General features: G+C 63.7%; 19 protein-coding genes. 18 read left to right on the top strand and 1 reads right to left on the bottom strand.

What is annotated here, in order from left to right:
• Positions 1 to 169 precede the first annotated feature (169 nt).
• The 5 genes from DFS21_RS05800 to DFS21_RS05820 all read left to right on the top strand — a co-directional run bounded on the left by DFS21_RS05800 (position 170) and on the right by DFS21_RS05820 (position 5,531).
• The gene (locus tag DFS21_RS05800; RefSeq protein WP_110697184.1) at positions 170 to 1,267 is read left to right on the top strand and encodes a polyamine ABC transporter substrate-binding protein; all 1,098 of its coding nucleotides are present in this window, start codon (positions 170 to 172) and stop codon (positions 1,265 to 1,267) included.
• A 162-nt stretch (positions 1,268 to 1,429) separates the two neighbouring features.
• Positions 1,430 to 2,524: a polyamine ABC transporter substrate-binding protein gene (locus DFS21_RS05805; RefSeq protein ID WP_111531972.1), complete on the top strand. Its 1,095-nt coding sequence runs from the start codon at positions 1,430 to 1,432 to the stop codon at positions 2,522 to 2,524.
• Between the two features lie 57 nt (positions 2,525 to 2,581).
• A complete protein-coding gene (gene potA, locus DFS21_RS05810) occupies positions 2,582 to 3,724 on the top strand; it encodes a polyamine ABC transporter ATP-binding protein (protein ID WP_110697188.1) in 1,143 nt (380 codons plus the stop codon).
• Entirely contained in the window at positions 3,721 to 4,641 is a 921-nt protein-coding gene (locus tag DFS21_RS05815; RefSeq protein WP_023630467.1) for an ABC transporter permease subunit, read from the top strand. The genes potA and DFS21_RS05815 overlap by 4 nt, the downstream gene beginning before the upstream one ends.
• Complete coding sequence (locus DFS21_RS05820; protein WP_038707013.1) at positions 4,638 to 5,531, top strand: ABC transporter permease subunit; 894 nt, start codon at positions 4,638 to 4,640, stop codon at positions 5,529 to 5,531. Before DFS21_RS05815 ends, DFS21_RS05820 begins: the two co-directional genes overlap by 4 nt.
• A 63-nt stretch (positions 5,532 to 5,594) precedes the next feature.
• Here the strand turns inward: DFS21_RS05820 and DFS21_RS05825 are convergent, their stop codons facing one another.
• Positions 5,595 to 6,761 carry an AAA family ATPase gene (locus DFS21_RS05825; RefSeq protein ID WP_110697190.1) on the bottom strand — a complete coding sequence of 389 codons (1,167 nt, stop codon included), beginning with the start codon at positions 6,759 to 6,761 and terminating at the stop codon, positions 5,595 to 5,597.
• 139 nt (positions 6,762 to 6,900) lie between these two features.
• On the opposite strand from DFS21_RS05825, the gene DFS21_RS05830 reads away from it, so the two are divergent.
• The 13 genes from DFS21_RS05830 to DFS21_RS05890 all read left to right on the top strand — a co-directional run bounded on the left by DFS21_RS05830 (position 6,901) and on the right by DFS21_RS05890 (position 20,582).
• Positions 6,901 to 7,989, top strand: coding sequence for an efflux RND transporter periplasmic adaptor subunit (locus tag DFS21_RS05830; RefSeq protein ID WP_102685442.1), 1,089 nt, complete (start codon positions 6,901 to 6,903; stop codon positions 7,987 to 7,989).
• Complete coding sequence (locus tag DFS21_RS05835; protein ID WP_111531973.1) at positions 7,986 to 9,053, top strand: efflux RND transporter periplasmic adaptor subunit; 1,068 nt, start codon at positions 7,986 to 7,988, stop codon at positions 9,051 to 9,053. The genes DFS21_RS05830 and DFS21_RS05835 overlap by 4 nt, the downstream gene beginning before the upstream one ends.
• Positions 9,050 to 12,103: an efflux RND transporter permease subunit gene (locus tag DFS21_RS05840; RefSeq protein ID WP_102685444.1), complete on the top strand. Its 3,054-nt coding sequence runs from the start codon at positions 9,050 to 9,052 to the stop codon at positions 12,101 to 12,103. The genes DFS21_RS05835 and DFS21_RS05840 overlap by 4 nt, the downstream gene beginning before the upstream one ends.
• 189 nt (positions 12,104 to 12,292) lie before the next feature.
• Positions 12,293 to 12,475: a sulfur starvation response protein OscA gene (oscA, locus tag DFS21_RS05845; protein ID WP_003258557.1), complete on the top strand. Its 183-nt coding sequence runs from the start codon at positions 12,293 to 12,295 to the stop codon at positions 12,473 to 12,475.
• A 47-nt stretch (positions 12,476 to 12,522) separates the two neighbouring features.
• Positions 12,523 to 13,530 carry a sulfate ABC transporter substrate-binding protein gene (locus DFS21_RS05850; RefSeq protein ID WP_102684754.1) on the top strand — a complete coding sequence of 336 codons (1,008 nt, stop codon included), beginning with the start codon at positions 12,523 to 12,525 and terminating at the stop codon, positions 13,528 to 13,530.
• Between the two features lie 199 nt (positions 13,531 to 13,729).
• Positions 13,730 to 14,548, top strand: coding sequence for a sulfate ABC transporter permease subunit CysT (cysT, locus tag DFS21_RS05855; protein WP_110697194.1), 819 nt, complete (start codon positions 13,730 to 13,732; stop codon positions 14,546 to 14,548).
• Between the two features lie 13 nt (positions 14,549 to 14,561).
• A complete protein-coding gene (gene cysW, locus DFS21_RS05860; RefSeq protein ID WP_046853746.1) occupies positions 14,562 to 15,434 on the top strand; it encodes a sulfate ABC transporter permease subunit CysW in 873 nt (290 codons plus the stop codon).
• A gap of 3 nt (positions 15,435 to 15,437) precedes the next feature.
• Positions 15,438 to 16,427, top strand: coding sequence for a sulfate/molybdate ABC transporter ATP-binding protein (locus DFS21_RS05865; RefSeq protein ID WP_008093195.1), 990 nt, complete (start codon positions 15,438 to 15,440; stop codon positions 16,425 to 16,427).
• A gap of 390 nt (positions 16,428 to 16,817) precedes the next feature.
• On the top strand, positions 16,818 to 17,624 hold the full coding sequence (locus DFS21_RS05870; protein WP_110697196.1) for an energy transducer TonB: 807 nt from the start codon (positions 16,818 to 16,820) through the stop codon (positions 17,622 to 17,624).
• A 30-nt stretch (positions 17,625 to 17,654) separates the two neighbouring features.
• Positions 17,655 to 18,377: a MotA/TolQ/ExbB proton channel family protein gene (locus DFS21_RS05875; RefSeq protein WP_111531974.1), complete on the top strand. Its 723-nt coding sequence runs from the start codon at positions 17,655 to 17,657 to the stop codon at positions 18,375 to 18,377.
• Position 18,378: 1 nt separating this feature from the next.
• Positions 18,379 to 18,780 (top strand): biopolymer transporter ExbD, encoded by a 402-nt coding sequence (locus DFS21_RS05880; protein ID WP_111531975.1) that lies wholly within the window; start codon positions 18,379 to 18,381, stop codon positions 18,778 to 18,780.
• 209 nt (positions 18,781 to 18,989) lie between these two features.
• Complete coding sequence (locus tag DFS21_RS05885; protein ID WP_111531976.1) at positions 18,990 to 19,571, top strand: alpha/beta hydrolase; 582 nt, start codon at positions 18,990 to 18,992, stop codon at positions 19,569 to 19,571.
• 63 nt (positions 19,572 to 19,634) lie between these two features.
• Positions 19,635 to 20,582, top strand: coding sequence for a sigma 54-interacting transcriptional regulator (locus DFS21_RS05890; protein WP_110697203.1), 948 nt, complete (start codon positions 19,635 to 19,637; stop codon positions 20,580 to 20,582).
• Positions 20,583 to 20,687: the final 105 nt, after the last annotated feature.

Consider the following 20,687-nt stretch of genomic DNA (forward strand, 5'->3'; position numbering starts at 1 on the left):
CAGTCTGCTAGGCTGGCGAGGTGACATTAATGTCGTTGCAAGGCCCTGCTTCTGTTGAAACAGCGCCTTGTAACTTGCCAGACTAACGGCTGTTTAGTCGCCCAACGCGCGTCCCGTGGTACCTGGCTGCTGAACAGATGGCTTGATAATAAATTCTGGAGCATTACGCATGAAGAAATTGGGCAAGACGCTGCTGGCCGCCGCCCTGATGGGTGCCATGGCCACCGCTGTTCAGGCTGACGACAAGGTGCTGCACGTCTACAACTGGTCGGACTACATCGCCCCGGACACCGTGGCCAACTTCGAGAAAGAGACCGGCATCAAGGTCGTCTACGACGTCTTCGACAGCAACGAGACCCTTGAAGCCAAGCTGCTGGCGGGCAAGTCGGGTTACGACATCGTCGTGCCGTCCAACAACTTCCTGGCCAAGCAGATCAAGGCCGGCGTCTACCAGGAGCTGGACCGCTCCAAGCTGCCGAGCTGGAAAAACCTCGACCCGGCCCTGCTCAAGGCGGTCGGCGATGCCAGCGACCCGGGCAACAAGTTCGCCTTCCCCTACATGTGGGGCTCCATCGGCATCGGCTACAACCCGGAGAAGGTCAAGGCCGCGCTGGGCATCGACAAGATCGACTCGTGGGACGTGGTGTTCAAGCCAGAGAACATCGCCAAGCTCAAGAGCTGCGGCGTGAGCTTCCTCGATGCACCGACCGAGATGATCCCGGCCGCGCTGCACTACCTGGGCAAGCCGAGCGACAGCACCAAGAAAGAGGACCTGAAGGCGGCCGAGGACCTGTTCCTGAAAATTCGCCCTTCGATCACCTACTTCCACTCCTCCAAGTACATCTCTGACCTGGCCAACGGCAACATCTGCGTGGCGGTGGGCTACTCGGGCGACCTGGAGCAGTCCAAGGCCCGTGCCCACGAGGCCGGTGACAAGGTCAAGCTGAGCTATGTCATTCCGAAGGAAGGCGCTGGCACCTTCTATGACATGGTCGCCATTCCGAAAGACGCCGAGAACCTCGACGCTGCCTACAAGTTCATGGAATACCTGCTGCAACCGAAAGTGATGGCCGGTATCACCAACGCCGTGCGTTTCCCGAACGGTAACAAGGCTGCCACCGAGTTCGTGGACAAAGACATTACCAGCGACCCGGCGATCTACCCGTCTGAAGAAGTGAAGGCGCAGCTCTACGCTATCAAGGCGCCAGAGAAGACCGCCCAGCGTGAGATCACTCGCAGCTGGACCAAGATCAAGTCGGGCAAGTAAGTCCGATGCACACCCCCTCTGGGCCGGGCCTTCCCGCCCTGGAGGGCGCTTGAGGCAAATAAGTTTGCGGCATCCCCGCCGTGAAGGTAAGTTGCGCGCCGGTTTTGCGTGAGCGGCCGAAGTCTACCGCCAGCAAAGGCACTGATTGTGAGGACCACCCACTTGTCTATTTCTGTTTTTCGCAAGGCCTTGATGGCTGGAGCGGGTCTGACGCTGGCTTGCAGCGTCCAAGCGGCGCCCACGGTGCATTTCTACAACTGGTCCGACTATGTCGGCCCGACCACACTCGCGGACTTCCAGAAAGCCACAGGCATCAAGCCTGTGCAGGATGTCTTCGACTCCAATGAAACCCTGGAAGGCAAGCTGCTGGCCGGCAACACCGGCTATGACGTGGTGGTGCCGTCCAACCATTTCCTGGGCAAGCAGATCAAGGCGGGCGCGTTCCAGAAGCTTGACCGCAACCTGCTGCCCAACTACGCAGACCTGGACCCGGCGCTGATGAAGCGCCTGGAGAAGAACGACCCGGGCAACCTGTACGCTGTTCCCTACCTGTGGGGCACCAACGGCATTGGTTACAACGTCGAGAAGGTCAAGGCGGCGCTGGGCACCGACAAGATCGATTCCTGGGCGGTGCTGTTCGAGCCTGAGAACATGAAGAAGCTCAGCCAGTGCGGCGTGGCCTTCCTCGATTCGGCCGACGAGATGCTGCCGGCGGTGCTCAACTACATGGGGTTGAACCCCAACAGCACCGACCCGAAGGACTATGCCAAGGCCGAGCAGAAGCTGCTGGCGGTGCGCCCCTACGTGACCTACTTCCATTCGTCCAAGTACATCACCGACCTGGCCAACGGCGACATCTGCGTCGCGGCGGGTTTCTCGGGTGATGTGTTCCAGGCCAAGTCCCGCGCTGAAGAAGCGAAGAAGGGCGTGAAACTGGCCTACGCCATTCCCAAGGAAGGCGGCAACCTCTGGTTCGACGTGCTGGCGATCCCCAAGGACGCCAAGAACGTGAAAGAGGCCCATGCCTTCATCAACTATTTGCTGAAACCTGAGGTTATCGCCCAGGTCAGTGATTACGTCGGTTACGCCAACCCGAACCCCAAGGCTGGCGACCTGATGGACCAGGCCGTGAGGACTGACGCCGCGGTTTACCCACCGCAGGAAGTGCTGGACAAGATGTTCGTCAACGCCGAGTTGCCACCCAAGGTGCAACGTTTGATGACCCGCAGCTGGACCAAGGTCAAGTCGGGCAAGTAACAATCCAGGCCCGCCAGCGCAGCGGCGGGCACACAAATCTTGTTGGGAGTTTCACTCATGGCAGTTGCCTCCGGTGCCTATAAGAAAGCCCTCGAGGGTGGCCAGCAACCCAAGCAGGTGCTGGTCAAGATCGACCGGGTCACGAAAAAGTTCGACGAAACGGTAGCCGTGGACGATGTGTCCCTGGAAATCCGCAAGGGCGAGATCTTCGCCCTGCTGGGCGGCTCCGGTTCCGGCAAGTCCACCTTGCTGCGCATGCTGGCTGGCTTCGAGCGTCCGACCGAAGGGCGGATCTTCCTCGATGGCGTCGACATCACCGACATGCCGCCCTACGAGCGGCCGATCAACATGATGTTCCAGTCCTACGCGCTGTTCCCGCACATGACCGTGGCGCAGAACATCGCCTTCGGCCTGCAGCAGGACAAGATGCCCAAGGCCGAGATCGACGCCCGTGTGGCCGAGATGCTCAAGCTGGTGCACATGACCCAGTACGCCAAGCGCAAGCCGCACCAGCTCTCCGGTGGCCAGCGCCAGCGCGTCGCTTTGGCACGCTCGCTGGCCAAGCGCCCCAAGTTGCTGCTGCTCGATGAGCCGATGGGCGCGCTGGACAAGAAACTGCGCTCGCAGATGCAACTGGAGCTGGTGGAGATCATCGAGCGCGTGGGCGTGACCTGCGTGATGGTGACCCACGACCAGGAAGAGGCCATGACCATGGCCCAGCGCATCGCCATCATGCACCTGGGCTGGATCGCCCAGATCGGCAGCCCGATCGATATCTATGAAACCCCGACCAGCCGCCTGGTTTGCGAGTTCATCGGCAACGTCAACCTGTTCGAAGGCGAAGTGGTCGACGATGCCGAAGGCCATGCGGTCATCGCCAGCCCGGAGCTGGAGCGCAAGATCTACGTCGGCCACGGTGTCACCACTTCGGTCGAGGACAAGCACATCACCTACGCCCTGCGGCCGGAAAAGCTGCTGGTCACCACCGCGCAGCCGACCTGCGAGCACAACTGGTCGCGCGGCAAGGTCCACGACATTGCCTACCTCGGCGGCCACTCGGTGTTCTACGTCGAGCTGCCCAGCGGCAAGATCGTCCAGTCGTTCGTCGCCAACGCCGAGCGCCAGGGCACTCGCCCGACCTGGGACGACGAAGTCTACGTGTGGTGGGAAGACGACAGCGGCGTGGTACTGCGGTCATGAAAATCCGCAAGCTCAAGCGAGCATTCCAGCGCCTTGTCCCGGAGGGGCGGCACCTGGTGATCGGCGTGCCGTTCATCTGGCTGTTCCTGTTCTTCATGCTGCCGTTCTTCATCGTCCTGAAGATCAGCTTTGCCGAAGCCGATGTGGCCATCCCGCCGTACACCGAGATCTACACCTACCTGGAAGGCAAGGTTCAGCTGGTGCTGAACCTGGCCAACTATGGCCTGCTGACCGAGGACGAGCTGTACATCGCGGCCTACCTCGGCTCGCTCAAGGTCGCCTTCTTCAGTACCTTGCTCTGCCTGCTGATCGGCTACCCGATGGCCTATGCCATCTCCAAGGCCAGGAAAGAGTCGCAGACCGTCCTGCTGCTGCTGATCATGATGCCGACCTGGACTGCGATCCTGATCCGCGTCTACGCCTGGATGGGCATTCTCAGCAACAACGGCCTGCTCAACAGCTTCCTGCTGTGGCTGGGGCTGATCGACCAACCGCTGCAGATCCTCAACACCAACCTGGCGGTGTATATCGGCGTGGTCTATTCGTACCTGCCGTTCATGATCCTGCCGCTGTACGCCAACCTGGTGAAGCACGACGAAAGCCTGCTGGAAGCTGCATCCGACCTTGGCTCGAGCACCTTCAACAGCTTCTGGAAGATCACCGTGCCGCTGTCGAAGAACGGCATCATCGCCGGCTGCATGCTGGTGTTCATCCCGGTGGTGGGTGAGTTCGTGATTCCTGAACTGCTCGGCGGCCCGGAAACCCTGATGATCGGTAAAGTGTTGTGGCAAGAGTTCTTCAACAACCGTGACTGGCCGGTGGCATCGGCGCTGGCGGTAGTGATGCTGGCGATCCTGATCGTACCGATCCTGCTGTTCAACCGCAGCCAGGCCAAAGAGATGGAGGGCCGCGCATGAAACGCTTCAGTTTCTCCAAGCTGATGCTGGTGCTCGGCTTGCTGTTCATCTACCTGCCGATGCTGATCCTGGTGATCTACTCGTTCAACGCCTCCAAGCTGGTAACGGTATGGGGCGGCTGGTCGGTGAAGTGGTACGTCGGCCTGCTCGACAACACCCAGCTGATGGGTTCGGTGATGCGCTCGCTGGAGATCGCCTGCTACACGGCGGTCGCCGCGGTGGCGCTGGGCACCCTGGCGGCCTTCGTGCTGACCCGGGTCACCCGCTTCAAGGGCCGCACCCTGTTCGGTGGCCTGGTCACCGCGCCACTGGTGATGCCCGAGGTGATCACCGGTCTGTCGCTGTTGCTGCTGTTCGTGGCCATGGCGCAGATGATCGGCTGGCCGCAGGAGCGTGGCATCGTCACCATCTGGATCGCCCACACCACGTTCTGCGCAGCCTACGTGGCGGTGGTGGTGTCGGCGCGCCTGCGCGAGTTGGACCTGTCCATCGAGGAGGCGGCCATGGACCTGGGTGCCAAGCCGTGGAAGGTGTTCTTCCTGATCACCATCCCGATGATCGCACCGTCGCTGGCGGCGGGCGGCATGATGTCGTTCGCCCTGTCGCTGGATGACCTGGTGCTGGCCAGCTTCGTCTCCGGCCCTGGCTCGACCACCCTGCCGATGGAAGTGTTCTCGGCCGTGCGCCTGGGCGTGAAGCCGGAGATCAATGCCGTGGCCAGCCTGATCCTGCTGTCGGTGTCGCTGGTGACTTTCATGGTCTGGTACTTCAGCCGCCAGGCCGAGGAGCGTCGTCGTCGGGCGATCCAGCAGGCCATCGAGGAGGGCGCCGCGGCGAACGTCTCGCAGCCGCAGGTACGTCGTCCGGCCCAGGCCGCCGCGCAGGCCTGAGCCAACGCATCGCGGGGCAAGTCGCATCGGCGGTGTGCCGATGCGCCTTGCCCCGCGGTCTTTTCAGCCCTGGTCCGGCCAGTTCCAGGCCGGCTCATCCAGCATGCCCTGCCCGACGATACCGGTCTGCCCCAAGGTCTTCTCCAGGTGGATCGAGTTACAGTCGGCATCCTCTTCCAGGGCCGCCACCAGCCTCGGCGCGTGCGACACCACCCATACCTGACATTCGCGCGCCGTGCGGCGGATCAGGCGCGCCAGCGCCGGCAACAAGTCCGGGTGCAGGCTGGTCTCCGGCTCGTTGAGCACCATCATGCTCGGTGGGCGCGGCGTGAGCAGGGCAGCCACCAGCAACAGGTAGCGCAAGGTCCCGTCGGACAGCTCGGCAGCGCTCAGCGGCCGCAACAGCCCGGCCTGGTGGAAACGCAGGGCGAACAGACCGCCGGGCTGGGCGTCGACCGCAAGCCGGGCGCCGGGAAACGCGTCGCTCACTGCATCCTGCAGGGCCTGCAGGTCGCCGATCTCGTCGATGGTCTGCAGGGCGGCGGCGAGGTCGCGGCCATCGTGATGCAGCACCGGCGTGCGCGTCCCCAGCCGCGATTGTCGGGCGGGCGCCTCGGCATCGGTACGGAAATGGTCGTAGAAGCGCCAGCTGCGGATCTGCTCGCGCAGATGCGGCACCTCGGGGGAGCCCTGGAGACTGCCGACCTGGTCGAACAGGCTGTCGAATTCGGTCATGTGCTGGTGCAGCACCTGCCATTGGCGCCCGTCGCGGGCCTTGACCATCCCCGCATGGCGCTGCACCAGTTGGCTGGCGGGTCGGCACAGGGGGCCGGCCCAGATCGTCTCCTGCTTGATCTGCGGGTCCAGAGCGAACTTCGATCGGCTGGGTTCGGGCAGACCGAGGCTGATCGCGTATCCGAAGTCTTCGCCGGCAAAGCCCATTTTCAGGCGCCGGGCTTGCTGGCGTGGCCCGCCTTCCACTGGCACCTCGCCGTTGAGCATGCGCCGGGTGAGCTTCTCGGGGCCTGCCCAGAAGGTCGATTCCAGCCCGCCCTCGGCAGCCAGCGCGTTGACCACGCCGCCGCGCGCGGTCTCGGCCAGCAGGCGCAAGGCCTTGTACAGGTTGGACTTGCCACTGCCATTGGCACCGGTAATCACGTTCAGCCGGCCCAGCGGCAGCACCAGCTGGTTGATCGAGCGGTAGTTGGCAATGGCCAGGGTGGTGAGCATAGGCGGCATCCTTGAGCGGTCGGAACGCAGTATCGCCGATACCGCCTCGCTTTGTTGAACCCTGGCCGATGCCGTTTGTCGATCCCTGATCTACGCTTTCAAACGCAACCCTTTCACCTGAGAGAAGCAAGGAGCCTGCATGACGCTAGAGCGTGTGCCGCTGGTCGTTTGCCTGGGGTTGCTGTCCCTGCTTTCAGGATGTGGCAAGGAGGAGGTCGGCCAGGTGCTGCCCCGCGTCGCGGTGCAGCAGGTGCAGCCCACCGACTTTGCTGCCCGGGTCACCCTGACCGGTGACGTGCAGGCGCGGGTGCAGACCGACTTGTCGTTCCGCGTGGGCGGCAAGATCATTGCGCGCAGCGTCGATGTCGGTGACCACGTGAAGGCCAATCAGGTACTGGCGCGCCTGGACCCCAAGGACCTGCAGAACAACGTCGATTCGGCCAAAGCCGAGGTGTTCGCCGAACAGGCCCGGGTTACCCAGACCAGCGCCGCGTTCGTGCGCCAGCAGAAACTCTTGCCCAAGGGCTACACCAGCCAGAGCGAATACGACTCCGCTGAAGCCGCGTTGCGCAGCAGCCAGAGCGCGCTCAAGGCCGCCCAGGCGCAACTGGCCAACGCCAACGAGCAGCTGAGCTACACGGCATTGGTGTCCGAGGCCGACGGCGTGATCACTGCGCGCCAGGCCGAAGTCGGTCAAGTGGTGCAGGCGACCATGCCGATCTTCAGCCTGGCGGTCGATGGCGACCGTGACGCGGTGTTCAATGTCTATGAGTCGCTGCTGGTGGCACCCAGCGGTGACAAGGGTGTGACGGTCAGCCTGATCGACAACCCCGCCATCACCGCCCAAGGCCACGTGCGCGAGATCACCCCGACGGTCTCTGCGCAAAGCGGCACGGTGCAGGTCAAGGTTGCCCTGCGCGACGTGCCCAAGGGCATGGCCCTGGGGGCGCCGGTGACGGCGTCGGCCAGTGCCCATGGCAAACCGAGCGTCGAGCTGCCCTGGTCAGCCCTGACCAAGGCGCTGAACGAGCCCGCCGTGTGGGTGGTCGGCGAGGGTGACAAGGCGCAACTGCGCAAGGTCCAGGTGGCGCGCTACCTGACCGGAAAAGTGGTGATCAGCGAGGGCCTGGAGGCCGGTGAGGTGGTGGTGGTCAGTGGTGGCCAGCTGTTGAACCCAGGTATTCAGGTCGAGAAGGTCGATGCCAGAAACGGGGGAGTCGCGCCATGAGGCCGTTGCTGCCGATAGTGTCTGCCTGCCTGTTGCTGGTTGCCTGTGGTGGCGAGGAAGTCCAGCCCGAACCCGTGCGACCGGTGTTGTCGACCGTGGTCGAACCCCAGGTGCAAGCGCAGCTTGGGCGCTTTGCCGGCAATATCCAGGCGCGCTTCGAGAGCACCTTGGGCTTCCGCGTGTCTGGCCGTATCGCCCGGCGCTGGCTGGATGTCGGGGCCCAGGTCAAGCCCGGCGATACCTTGGCTACCCTCGATCCGACCGACCAGCAGAACCAGCTGCGTGCCGCCGAAGGCGACCTCGCGCGGGTGCAGGCGCAGTGGATCAATGCCCAGGCCGATGCCCGTCGCCAGCAACAACTGTATGACCGCGGCGTCGGCGCCCAAGCCCAGCTGGACATCGCCCAGACCAACCTGAAGACTACCGGCGCGTCGCTGGCGCAGGCGCGTTCGGCAGTCAGCCAGGCCCGCGACCAGCTCGACTACAGCACCCTGCGTAGCGACCATGCCGCGGTGATCACGGCCTGGCAGGCCGAGGCCGGGCAGACTGTCAGCGCCGGCCAGGCCGTAGTTACCCTGGCGCGCCCGGACGTGAAGGAAGCGGTGATCGACCTGCCGATAGCCTTGGCCGAACAACTGAGCCGCGACCTCACCTTCACCGTCGCCTCGCAGCTCGACACCAGCATCAACACTACTGCCACCTTGCGCGAGCTGGAGCCCCAGGCAGATGCCACCACCCGTACCCGCCGCGCCCGCCTTACCCTGGCCAGCACCCCGGAGGCTTTCCACCTGGGGACAGCGATCAGCGTCACCCTGACCTCGGCGCTGACGCCGCGCAGCCAGTTGCCGCGTTCCGCGTTGCTCGAGCGCGATGGCAAGACCCAGGTCTGGGTGGTCGACCCGCAGGGCAAGACCGTGGCCACCCGTGACGTCACCCTGGCGGAGCGTGGCCCTGACAGCATCATCCTGTCCTCCGGTGTGCAACCCGGCGAGCGCGTCGTCACCGCCGGCGTGAACAGCCTCAAGCCTGGCCAGAAGGTCATCTTCGACGAGGACGCACGATGAAAGGAAGCTTCAACCTCTCCGAATGGGCGCTCAAGCACCAGTCCTTCGTCTGGTACCTGATGTTCGTCGGCCTGCTGATGGGGATTTTTTCCTACTTCAACCTGGGTCGAGAGGAGGATCCGTCCTTCACCATCAAGACCATGGTGATCCAGACCCGCTGGCCCGGCGCGACCCAGGACGAGACGCTGTACCAGATCACCGACCGGATCGAAAAGAAACTCGAGGAGCTCGATTCGCTCGACTACGTGAAAAGCTATACCCGCCCCGGTGAATCGACGGTCTACGTGTACCTGCGCGACACCACCAAGGCCAAGGACATTCCGGACATCTGGTACCAGGTGCGCAAGAAGATCCAGGACATCCGCGGCCAGTTCCCCCAGGGCGTACAGGGCCCGGGCTTCAACGACGAGTTCGGCGACGTGTTCGGCTCGATCTACGCGTTCACCTCCGATGGCCTGAACCTGCGTCAGCTGCGCGACTATGTGGAGCAGGCCCGCGCGGAGGTGCGCGAGGTGCACAACATCGGCAAGATCGAGCTGATCGGCACCCAGGACGAAGTGCTCTACCTGAACTTCTCCACCCGCAAGCTAGCAGCCCTGGGCATCGACCAGCGGCAGGTCATGGAGGCGCTGAAATCGCAGAACGCGGTGACCCCGGCGGGGGTGATCGAAGCCGGCCCCGAGCGGATCTCGGTGCGCACCACCGGGCAGTTCGCCTCGGAGAAGGACCTGGAGACGGTCAACCTGCGCATTAACGACCGCTTCTTCCGCCTGGCCGATATCGCCGACATCGAGCGTGGCTATGTCGACCCGCCGTCGCCGATCTTCCGCTACAACGGCCAGCCGGCCATCGGCCTGGCCATCGGCATGAAGGCCGGCGGCAACATCGAGGTGTTTGGCGCGGCGCTGAAGAAGAAGATGGACAGCATCGTCAGCGAACTGCCGGTCGGGGTCGGCGTGCACACCGTGTCCGACCAGGCGGTGGTGGTCAAGCAGGCGGTTGGCGGCTTCACCAGTGCCTTGTTCGAAGCCGTGGTGATCGTGCTGGTGGTGAGCTTCGTCAGCCTGGGCGTGCGTGCCGGGCTGGTGGTGGCCTGCTCGATCCCGCTGGTGCTGGCCATGGTGTTCGTGTTCATGGAGTACAGCGATATCACTATGCAGCGGATCTCGCTGGGTGCGCTGATCATTGCCCTGGGCCTGCTGGTGGATGACGCGATGATCACCGTGGAGGTGATGGTCACGCGCCTGGAAATGGGCGAGACGAAAGAGCAGGCGGCGACCTTCGCCTACACCTCGACGGCCTTCCCCATGCTTACCGGCACCCTGGTGACCGTGGCCGGTTTCGTGCCGATCGGCCTCAATGCCAGCTCGGCCGGTGAATATACCTATACCTTGTTCGCGGTGATCGCCGTGGCGCTGCTGGTATCGTGGGTGGTGGCGGTGTTCTTCGCCCCGGTGCTGGGGGTGCATATCCTCAGCAGCGAAAAGCTCAAGCCCCACGAGGCCGAACCCGGGCGAGTGGGTCGGGCATTCGAACATGGCCTGCTGTGGTGCATGCGCCACCGCTGGGTGACGGTGATCGGCACCATCGTGCTGTTCGCACTGTCGGTGGTGGGCATGCGCTTCGTGCAGAACCAGTTCTTCCCATCCTCGGACCGCCCGGAGATCCTGGTCGATCTCGACCTGCCGCAGAACGCCTCGATCGAGGAAACGCGCAAGGTGGTGGATCGCCTGGAGGCGAAGATCAAGGACGACCCCGACCTCGTGCGCTGGAGCACTTACATCGGCCAGGGTGCGATCCGCTTCTACCTGCCCCTCGACCAGCAACTGCAAAATCCCTATTACGCCCAGCTGGTGATCGTCAGCAAGGGCTTCGAAGAGCGCCAGGGCATGATCGAGCGCCTGCAGAAACTGCTGCGCGAGGACTTCGTCGGCATCGGCAGCAACGTGCAGTCGCTGGAGATGGGCCCACCGGTGGGCCGGCCGATCCAGTACCGGGTCAGCGGCAAGGACATCGACCAGGTGCGCCGCTATGCCATCGAACTGGCCACGGTGCTCGATGGCAACGAACATATCGGCGACATGATGTACGACTGGAACGAGCCCGGTAAGGTGCTGCGCATCGAGATCGCCCAGGACAAGGCACGCCAGCTGGGGCTGTCGTCCGAAGACGTGGCCAATGTGATGAACAGCATCGTCAGCGGCGTGCCGGTCACCCAGGTCAACGACAACATCTACCTGGTCGACGTCATCGCACGCGCCGAGGACAGCGAGCGGGGCTCGCCCGACACCCTGCAGAACCTGCAGATCGTCAGCCCCAGCGGTGTATCCATTCCCCTGTTGGCGTTCGCCACCGTGCGCTACGAGCTGGAGCAGCCATTGGTGTGGCGGCGCGATCGCAAGCCGACCATCACCATCAAGGCCTCGGTGGTCGGCGATATCCAGCCGACCAACCTGGTGGCGCAGCTCAAGCCGAAAATCGACGAGTTCGCCGGCAAGCTGCCGCCCGGCTACGGCGTGGCCACCGGCGGTACGGTGGAGGAGAGCGGCAAGGCCCAGGGGCCGATCGCCGATGTCATTCCGTTGATGCTGTTCCTCATGGCGACCTTCCTGATGATCCAGCTGCACAGCGTGCAGAAGCTGTTCCTGGTGGTCAGCGTCGCGCCGCTGGGGCTGATCGGCGTGGTGCTGGCCCTGGTGCCCACGGGCACGCCCATGGGTTTCGTGGCGATCCTCGGCATCCTCGCCCTGGCCGGGATCATCATCCGCAACTCGGTGATCCTGGTGACCCAGATCGACGAATTCGAGGAACAGGGTTACACCCCCTGGGACGCGGTGGTGGAGGCGACCAACCACCGCCGTCGGCCGATCCTGCTGACGGCGGCGGCGGCAAGCCTGGGCATGATCCCGATTGCCCGGGAAGTGTTCTGGGGGCCGATGGCCTACGCCATGATCGGCGGCATCATCAGCGCAACGCTGCTGACGCTGTTGTTCCTGCCGGCGCTGTACGTGGCCTGGTACAAGATCCGCGAGCCGGAAAAGACTTCCTGAGAACCACGCGCACCCTGTGGGAGCTGGCAAGCCAGCTCCCACAGGGTTCAGTGTTCGCGTTAATGGTTATATAAACATTCTTAAACAGTATTTTTAAGAATATCCGCGCCTCACTAGTATTGCCCTCAAGCCAGGCGCAAATCCCCTTCAAAACCTCTGCCCGGCGCCCTTACTCACAGGAGAACGAGCATGAGTGCATCTCTGCGCAGCATCGACGGTCAGGACGAAGCCACCATTCTGCGTGAAATCCAGAGTGCCCTGCGCGACCTGCGCTTTGGCGCGGTGGAGATCACCGTGCACAACGCCCAGGTGGTGCAGATCGAACGCAAGGAGAAGTTCCGCCTGCAGCAGCCCGGTAACAAGACCGGCTGACACCGCACCCCTTCAAAACTAGAAAAATGCCAATCGGGAGCTTCACCATGTCCATCCGCCGTTATGCGCTTGCCGCCCTGGCCAGTGCCGTTTTTGCCGGTTCCGCGATCGCCAAGGACTACGAATTGCTGAACGTGTCCTATGACCCGACCCGCGAGTTGTACCAGCAGTACAACGCCGAGTTCATCAAGCACTGGCAAGCCGCCAACCCCGGCGACAAGGTGAAGATCCAGCAGTCCCACGGTGGTTCGGGCAAGCAGGGCCGCGCGGTCATCGACGGCCTGCGCGCCGACGTGGTGACCCTGGCCCTGGCCGGCGATATCGACGAGATCGCCAAGCTTGGCAAGACCCTGCCCGAGGACTGGCAGAAGCGCCTGCCGGACGCCAGCACGCCGTACACCTCGACCATCGTGTTCTTGGTACGCAAGGGCAACCCGAAAGGCATCAAGGACTGGGGCGACCTGATCAAGAAAGACGTCTCGGTGATCACGCCCAATCCAAAGACCTCCGGCGGCGCCCGCTGGAACTTCCTCGCCGCCTGGGCCTATGGCCTGAAGACCGGCGGCAGCGAAGACAAGGCCAAGGCCTACGTGCAGGAGCTGTTCAAGCACGTGCCGGTGCTCGATACCGGCGCCCGCGGCTCGACCATCACCTTCGTCAACAACGGGCAGGGCGATGTGCTGCTGGCGTGGGAAAACGAAGCCTTCCTGGCGCTGAAGGAAGACGGTGGCGCCGACAAGTTCGAGATTGTCGTGCCTTCGCTGTCAATCTTGGCCGAGCCGCCGGTGGCGGTGGTCGACAAGAACGCCGAGAAGAAGGGCAACGAGAAGATCGCCGAGGAGTATCTCAAGCATCTGTACAGCCCGGCTGGCCAGAAGATCGCTGCACAAAACTTCTACCGTCCGCGTGACGCGAAGGTTGCCGCCGAATTCGGCAAGCAGTTCCCGAAACTGGACCTGGTGACCATCGACAAGGACTTCGGTGGCTGGAAGACTGCGCAGCCGAAGTTCTTCAACGATGGCGGTGTGTTCGATCAGATTTATCAGGCACAGTGATCGGCAATGAACAAGCGGGGCCGCTTCGCGCCCCTTTCGCCGGCAAGCCGGCTCCCACAGGAAGCGGGAATGCACCGCCACTGTGGGAGCTGGCTTGCCAGCGAAAGGGCTGCGCAGCAGCCCCACAAACAAAACCCTCCAGTAGCCTGCACCGGCCCGGGATGACTCCCGGGCTTCGTGCGTTCAACCAGGGACCTTTATGTCACGTCGCATTTCCCCCGTCATACCCGGCTTCGGGCTGACGCTGGGCTACACCTTGGTGTACCTCAGCCTGATCGTGCTGATACCGCTGGCGGCCATGTTCATCCATGCCTCGCAGCTCACCTGGGAGCAGTTCTGGAGCATCGTCAGCGCGCCGCGGGTCATCGCCGCGCTGAAGCTGAGTTTCGGCACCGCCCTGTTCGCCGCCATCATCAACGGCGTGATCGGCACCCTGCTGGCCTGGGTGCTGGTGCGCTACACCTTCCCCGGGCGCAAGGTCATCGATGCGATGATCGACCTGCCGTTCGCCCTGCCCACCGCCGTGGCCGGCATCGCCTTGACCGCCTTGTACGCCCCTGCGGGCTGGGTCGGCCAGTTCGCCACGGATCTTGGTTTCAAGATCGCCTACACCCCACTGGGCATTACCCTGGCGCTGACGTTCGTCACCCTGCCGTTCGTGGTGCGCACGGTGCAGCCAGTGCTGGCTGACATCCCGCGTGAGGTGGAAGAGGCCGCTGCCTGCCTGGGCGCGAAACCCTTGCAGGTGTTCCGCCATGTGCTGGCGCCCGCTTTGCTGCCTGCCTGGTTGACCGGCTTCGCCCTGGCCTTCGCCCGTGGCGTTGGCGAGTATGGCTCGGTGATCTTCATCGCCGGCAACATGCCGATGAAGACCGAGATCCTGCCGTTGCTGATCATGGTCAAGCTCGACCAGTACGACTACACCGGCGCCACTGCCATCGGCGTATTGATGCTGGTGGTTTCCTTCATCCTGCTGCTGCTGATCAACTTGCTGCAGCGGCGCATCGAAACCCCTTGAAGGAGGCCCGCTAATGTCTTCATCAACCCTTGGCGCAACCGCCGCCGCCAACGCCGCTCGGCGTGGCAGTGCCACTTCGCGCCGCGTGCTGATCACCCTGGCCTGGATCGTCTTTGCGCTGTTCCTGGCCCTGCCGCTGGTGATCGTTGTGTCCCAGGCCCTGAAAAACGGCTTCGGCACCTTCTTCGAGGCGATCTTCGAGGCCGATGCGTTGTCTGCGCTCAAGCTGACCCTGCTGGCGGTGGCCATCTCGGTACCGTTGAACCTGCTGTTCGGGGTCAGCGCCGCCTGGTGCGTGAGCAAGTACAGCTTCCGTGGCAAAAGTATCCTGGTGACCCTGATCGACCTGCCGTTCTCGGTGTCACCGGTGATCGCCGGCCTGGTCTACGTGCTGATGTTCGGCGCCCAGGGCCTGTTCGGCCCGTGGCTGCAGGACCACGACATCCAGATCGTCTTCGCCCTGCCGGGCATCGTCCTGGCGACCATCTTCGTCACCGTGCCGTTCGTCGCCCGTGAACTGATCCCGCTGATGCAGGAGCAGGGCACCCAGGAAGAGGAGGCCGCGCGCCTGCTCGGGGCCAACGGCTGGCAGATGTTCTGGCACGTCACGCTGCCGAACATCAAATGGGGCCTGATCTACGGCGTGGTGCTGTGCACCGCCCGGGCCATGGGCGAGTTCGGCGCGGTGTCGGTGGTGTCCGGGCATATCCGTGGCGTCACCAACACCTTGCCGCTGCACGTGGAGATCCTCTACAACGAGTACAACCATGTCGCGGCCTTCAGCGTGGCCAGCCTGCTGCTGATCCTGGCGCTCTTCATCCTGCTGCTCAAGCAGTGGAGCGAGAACCGTATTAACCGCCTGCGCCACAGCGCCGCGGAGGAATGATTCATGTCGATCGAAGTTCGTAACGTCAGCAAGCGCTTCAACAGCTTCCAGGCCCTGGACAACATCAACCTGGACATCCACAGCGGCGAGCTGGTTGCCCTGCTTGGCCCGTCGGGCTGCGGCAAGACCACCCTGCTGCGCATTATCGCCGGCCTGGAAACCCCGGATGACGGCAGCATCGTGTTCCATGGTGAAGACGTGTCCGGGCACGACGTGCGTGATCGCAACGTCGGCTTCGTGTTCCAGCACTACGCGCTGTTCCGCCATATGAGCGTGTTCGACAACGTCGCCTTCGGCCTGCGCATGAAACCCAAGGGCGAGCGCCCGAGCGAGAGCAAGATCGCCGAGAAGGTCCACGAGCTGCTGAACATGGTGCAGCTCGACTGGTTGTCCGATCGCTACCCCGAGCAGTTGTCCGGTGGCCAGCGCCAGCGTATCGCCCTGGCTCGTGCCCTGGCGGTGGAGCCCAAGGTATTGCTGCTCGACGAGCCGTTCGGGGCGCTGGATGCCAAGGTGCGCAAGGAGCTGCGCCGCTGGCTGGCGCGGCTGCACGAGGACATCAACCTGACCTCGGTATTCGTTACCCACGACCAGGAAGAGGCCATGGAAGTCGCCGACCGCATCGTGGTGATGAACAAGGGCGTGATCGAGCAGATCGGTTCGCCCGGCGAGGTGTACGAAAAGCCGGCCAACGACTTTGTCTACCACTTCCTTGGTGACTCCAACCGCCTGGCGCTCAGTGAAGGCCACCATGTGCTGTTCCGCCCGCACGAGGTGTCGCTGTCGCGCCATGAGACCGAAGGCCACCATGCCGCCGAGGTCCGCGATATCCGCCCGTTGGGCGCGACCACCCGGGTCACCTTGAAGGTGGAAGGGCAAAGCGAGCTGATCGAGGCCGAGGTGGTCAAGGATCACGACAGCCTGACCGGGTTGGCGCGCGGGGAGACGTTGTTCTTCCGGCCAAAGGTATGGCAGAAGGTGGCGGATATCTGAGCTGCAGGCATGAAAGGAAAAGCCCGGGCATGGTCCCGGGTTTTTTATGTGCTGGCGGATAGTCGGGGCTGCGCTGCAGCCCATCGCCGGCAAGCCGGCTTCCACAGTACAGGGTCTGCTGCAATGACCTGTGAGAGCTGGCTTGCCAGCGATCGAGGGTAAAGCCCTCGCAGCGGATTGATGCCTTGAACGAATATTTTGCATGCTGATAAGGCATCGTTCGCAAGCTGTTCTGCGGCAGGCCGCGAAAGACGCGGGTTGTGGACAGACCATCGAAATAGTTATTCCATTTAGGTCTAATTTTACGTTTAAACATTTCTTTATGAGCTAAGCCCCTAGGCCCGATGATTCAGCCACACACCTGAATCATCACTCCAGGAGTTTCTAGCAATGGGTAATGTCCAGACGGCCGTCAGGGCCTTTGAGCCGCCATGGCACCCGGCATCGGGCGACCTGGTCGAGCTCGGACGCACGCTACGCCTGCCGCTTGGCCAGTTACGCCTGCAACGCACGCCGCTGAGCGGCCTCAAACGACGCGACAAGCTGGCGTTGGTGCTGCTGGTGCTGGCCCTGCACGGTGCCGTCGCCTATTGGATCAACCAGGCACCGACCCCGGCGTTGCCCATCGTGCCGCCGCAGATTCCGCCCATGACCATCGAGTTCGCCGCGCCCGCGCCGCCAGTCGTCGAGCCGCCGCCGCCAGCCCCGGCAGCGCCTGTGCTCGAACCGCCACCGCCGGTGCTCGACGAGTTGGCTGCCAAGCCCAAACCCAAGCCGAAAGTCGTGCCCAAGCCTGTGGCCAAGCCACAGCCAAAACCGCAGCCGAAACCAGTCGAAGTGCCGCCACCCACGCCTACGTCCGTGGCCGCGCCGGCTCCGCCTTCGCCTGCGCCTGCGCCACCCGCCCCGGCCCCGGTGACGCCAGCCTCGGCCAACGCCGCGTACCTCAAGAACCCGGCGCCGGAATATCCGCAGATGGCCCAGCGCCGTGGCTGGGAGGGCACCGTGCTGCTGCGCGTCGAGGTGCTGCCCAGTGGCAAGCCGGGGCAGATCCAGATCCAGAAGAGCAGTGGCCGCGACGCCCTGGACGCCGCCGCACTGGCCGCGGTGAAACGCTGGAGCTTCGTCCCGGCCAAGCAGGGCGAGGTGGCCCAGGTGGGTTGGGTCAGCGTACCGATCGATTTCAAGCTTCGTTAACTTGCGAGCGTACACAGGAAGGACTTCATCATGAGCGTGTTGGCATCTCCCCTCGAATCCGTTGAAGGCGCGGTCATCTGGCTGCTGGTCGGCTTCTCCGTCGCCACCTGGGCGCTGGCCCTGGTCAAGGCCGTGCAGTTCGTGCGCCTGAAGAACCAGGACAAGCGCTTCCACCAGCAGTTCTGGGCTGCGTCCAGCCTCGACTCCGCCGCCGAGCCGGCCCACGATCTGCCAGGCCCGGCCGCCCGTGTCGCCCAGGCGGGCTTTGCGGCGATCGCGGTTGGCGAGCCTGGTCACGCTAACGATTTGAGCCAGGCCATCAACCACCAGGACCGCCTGGAGCGCGCCCTGCGCCAGCAGATCGTCCGTGAGCGTCGTTCGCTGGAAACCGGCCTGGCGGTGGTGGCCAGTATCGGCAGCACTTCGCCCTTCATCGGCCTGTTCGGCACGGTGTGGGGCATCATGGAGGCGCTCAAGGGCATCAGCGCGGCGGGCTCGGCGAGCCTGGAGACCGTGGCCGGGCCTATCGGCGCGGCGTTGGTGGCCACCGGCGTGGGGATCGCCGTCGCGGTGCCAGCGGTGCTGGTCTACAACTACTTCCTCCGTCGCCTCAAGCTGACCGCCGCCGACCTCGACGACTTCGCCCACGACTTCTACAGCCTGGCGCAGAAGAGTGCCTTCCGCGTGCTGGTGCACCCGGCGGTGCAGCGCCAGCACACCGGCTTCACCCAACCTGTGAAGGAGGCGTCCTGACATGGCCTTCTCGACCCAGGACAGCGATGAAGTGTTGAGTGAAATCAACGTCACGCCGTTGGTGGACGTCATGCTGGTGCTGTTGGTGGTGTTCATCGTCACCGCGCCGTTGCTGACCAACGCCATCCCGATCAACCTGCCCAAGACCGAGGCCGTGGCCCCGGTGGAGCAGAAGGACCCGCTGGTGGTGAGCATCGACGGCAGCGGCAAGCTGTTCATCAACAAGGACGAGATCCAGCCCGACCTGCTGGAGACCAACCTCAAGGTTGCCAAGGACAAGGACGCCGAGCTGCGTGTGCAGCTGCAGGCCGACGATGGTGTGAACTATGGCGAGGTCGCCCGCGCAATGGCGGCGATCGAGCGTGCCGGGATCAGCAAGCTGGCGGTGATTACCGCGCGCTGACCGGCGATACCTTCTTCAGGCAAGTGCTTAGGGGCCATTTTCCTTGGCAGGGGATGGCCCTTTTTTTATGCGCGAAGGCAGGCCTCTTTCATTTTGGTATTTTGGTATTTTGGTATTTTGGTTATTAATAAATAGCTTCTTATTCCTTTACGAATATAACCCCCTCCCTATACTTGCACCCAAGCACGCAAACTTCCGGAGGCGTCCCCATGCGCAATGAGTCGATTCGTTACCTGATTGTGCCGGGCTGGCAAGGATCGCCAGACAACCATTGGCAGAGTCACTGGCAGCGCAGCCTGCCCAACAGCGCACGGGTCGAGCAGAGCGACTGGCTCACGCCACAACGGCGCGATTGGGTACAGGCATTGGAGCAGGCGATTGCCGCCGAGCGCTCGCCGGTGATTCTCATCGCCCACAGCCTCGGCTGCATCACGGTCGCGCATTGGGCCGCCCAGGCCAGCCCTGATCTGCAGCAAAGGGTGCGCGGCGCGCTGCTGGTGGCACCGGCGGATGTCGAGCGGCCGAATTGCGCGCCGGCCCTGCGCAATTTCGCGCCGATTCCCCTGCAGGCCCTGCCGTTTCCCAGCCAAGTGGTCAGCTCCGACAACGACCCGGCGGTGAGCGTGCCGCGCGCGTTGTACCTGGCGCAGGCCTGGGGCGCCGAAGCGGGGCTGCTGGCCAACGCCGGGCATATCAACGTCAAGTCCGGGCACCTGCGCTGGGAGCAAGGCTTTGCCTATCTCTACCGGCTGCAGGCCCGTGTCGACCAGCGCGCCCTGCGCCGCGCCTGATCCACAGGTTTCATCGACTGAGCTGAATCCCTCGACCGCTTGCGGCCGGGGCGGGAGTATTCCATGACATTTCACACACCATTCGGTCAGCCGCTGCTGACCTTCCCCGAACTGGACAAGAGCCCACTGAGCATCCGCGCCAAGGCGCTGGTGTTCGTCGATCCGCGCTCCCAGGCGCTGCGCCAGGCCCTGGAGCGGCTGGCGCCACAACCGTTGCCGGTGCTGATTCGCGGCGAGACCGGCACTGGCAAGGAGCTGCTGGCCCGGCAGATTCATCGCGCCAGCGATCGGGGCGGTCTGTTCGTGTCGGTCAACTGCGCGGCCATCAGCCCGACCTATGCCGATGCCGAGCTGTTCGGCTACAGCGCCGGTAGCCAGGGCGGTACTGCCAGCAGTCGCGCCGGATGGTTCGGTTCGGCCAATGGCGGCACGTTGTATCTGGACGAGATCGCCGACCTGCCCCTGGCGATCCAGGGCAAGCTGTTGGCCGCCCTGGAGAATCGCGAGGTGATCCGGGTCGGCGCCACGCAACCGCAGGCGGTCGATGTGCGGCTGGTGGCCGCGTCCAGCATCGACCTGGCGCTGGCAGTGCGCGCGGGGCGTTTCAACGAGCGGCTCTACCATTACCTGCACGAAGGTGAGCTGGCGTTGCCGGCGCTGCGTGAGCGGGTCGGCGATATCCTGCCGTTGGCCGAGTACTTCGTGGGGATCTACAGCGTGCGCCTGGATCGGCCGGTTCCCCTCATCAGCGAGGCCGCCCAGCAGGCGCTCGAAGCGCATGCCTGGCCGGGCAATACCCGCGAATTGGAGAACGTCATTCACTTCGCCCTGCTGGTCAGCGATGGCGAGGAAATCCTCCCCGCGCATCTCGACCTGCCCGATACCGCTCCCCTCGCCAGCCTGGCCCGCCAGCTCATGCAGCTAGGCGGCAGTCGAGAGGCGGATACCTTGGCCGAACTGCGCGATCTGCTCGGCGCGGCGCTGGCACGACTGGGGAAAAGCTCGCCGTAGAGCAGTCTGCCGCCGTTCATAAGCAAAGGGCGTGATGGCCATTTGTTTTTGGCATAAGCAGCTAATCAAAAGATATTGTTCCGGAATAAAAAATCTCGGTATTGT

Source organism: Pseudomonas sp. 2848 (genome assembly GCF_003253945.1).
Taxonomy (GTDB): Bacteria; Pseudomonadota; Gammaproteobacteria; order Pseudomonadales; family Pseudomonadaceae; genus Aquipseudomonas.

Coding starts and splice junctions, on each gene's coding strand:
- DFS21_RS05840 (WP_102685444.1), top strand. CDS start 9,050: ATGAAAGGAAGCTTCAACCTCTCCGAATGGGCGCTCAAGCACCAGTCC.
- DFS21_RS05825 (WP_110697190.1), bottom strand. CDS start 6,761: ATGCTCACCACCCTGGCCATTGCCAACTACCGCTCGATCAACCAGCTG.
- DFS21_RS05880 (WP_111531975.1), top strand. CDS start 18,379: ATGGCCTTCTCGACCCAGGACAGCGATGAAGTGTTGAGTGAAATCAAC.
- DFS21_RS05875 (WP_111531974.1), top strand. CDS start 17,655: ATGAGCGTGTTGGCATCTCCCCTCGAATCCGTTGAAGGCGCGGTCATC.
- cysW (WP_046853746.1), top strand. CDS start 14,562: ATGTCTTCATCAACCCTTGGCGCAACCGCCGCCGCCAACGCCGCTCGG.
- DFS21_RS05865 (WP_008093195.1), top strand. CDS start 15,438: ATGTCGATCGAAGTTCGTAACGTCAGCAAGCGCTTCAACAGCTTCCAG.
- cysT (WP_110697194.1), top strand. CDS start 13,730: ATGTCACGTCGCATTTCCCCCGTCATACCCGGCTTCGGGCTGACGCTG.
- DFS21_RS05870 (WP_110697196.1), top strand. CDS start 16,818: ATGGGTAATGTCCAGACGGCCGTCAGGGCCTTTGAGCCGCCATGGCAC.
- DFS21_RS05820 (WP_038707013.1), top strand. CDS start 4,638: ATGAAACGCTTCAGTTTCTCCAAGCTGATGCTGGTGCTCGGCTTGCTG.
- DFS21_RS05835 (WP_111531973.1), top strand. CDS start 7,986: ATGAGGCCGTTGCTGCCGATAGTGTCTGCCTGCCTGTTGCTGGTTGCC.
- DFS21_RS05815 (WP_023630467.1), top strand. CDS start 3,721: ATGAAAATCCGCAAGCTCAAGCGAGCATTCCAGCGCCTTGTCCCGGAG.
- DFS21_RS05885 (WP_111531976.1), top strand. CDS start 18,990: ATGCGCAATGAGTCGATTCGTTACCTGATTGTGCCGGGCTGGCAAGGA.
- oscA (WP_003258557.1), top strand. CDS start 12,293: ATGAGTGCATCTCTGCGCAGCATCGACGGTCAGGACGAAGCCACCATT.
- DFS21_RS05890 (WP_110697203.1), top strand. CDS start 19,635: ATGACATTTCACACACCATTCGGTCAGCCGCTGCTGACCTTCCCCGAA.
- DFS21_RS05830 (WP_102685442.1), top strand. CDS start 6,901: ATGACGCTAGAGCGTGTGCCGCTGGTCGTTTGCCTGGGGTTGCTGTCC.
- DFS21_RS05850 (WP_102684754.1), top strand. CDS start 12,523: ATGTCCATCCGCCGTTATGCGCTTGCCGCCCTGGCCAGTGCCGTTTTT.
- DFS21_RS05800 (WP_110697184.1), top strand. CDS start 170: ATGAAGAAATTGGGCAAGACGCTGCTGGCCGCCGCCCTGATGGGTGCC.
- potA (WP_110697188.1), top strand. CDS start 2,582: ATGGCAGTTGCCTCCGGTGCCTATAAGAAAGCCCTCGAGGGTGGCCAG.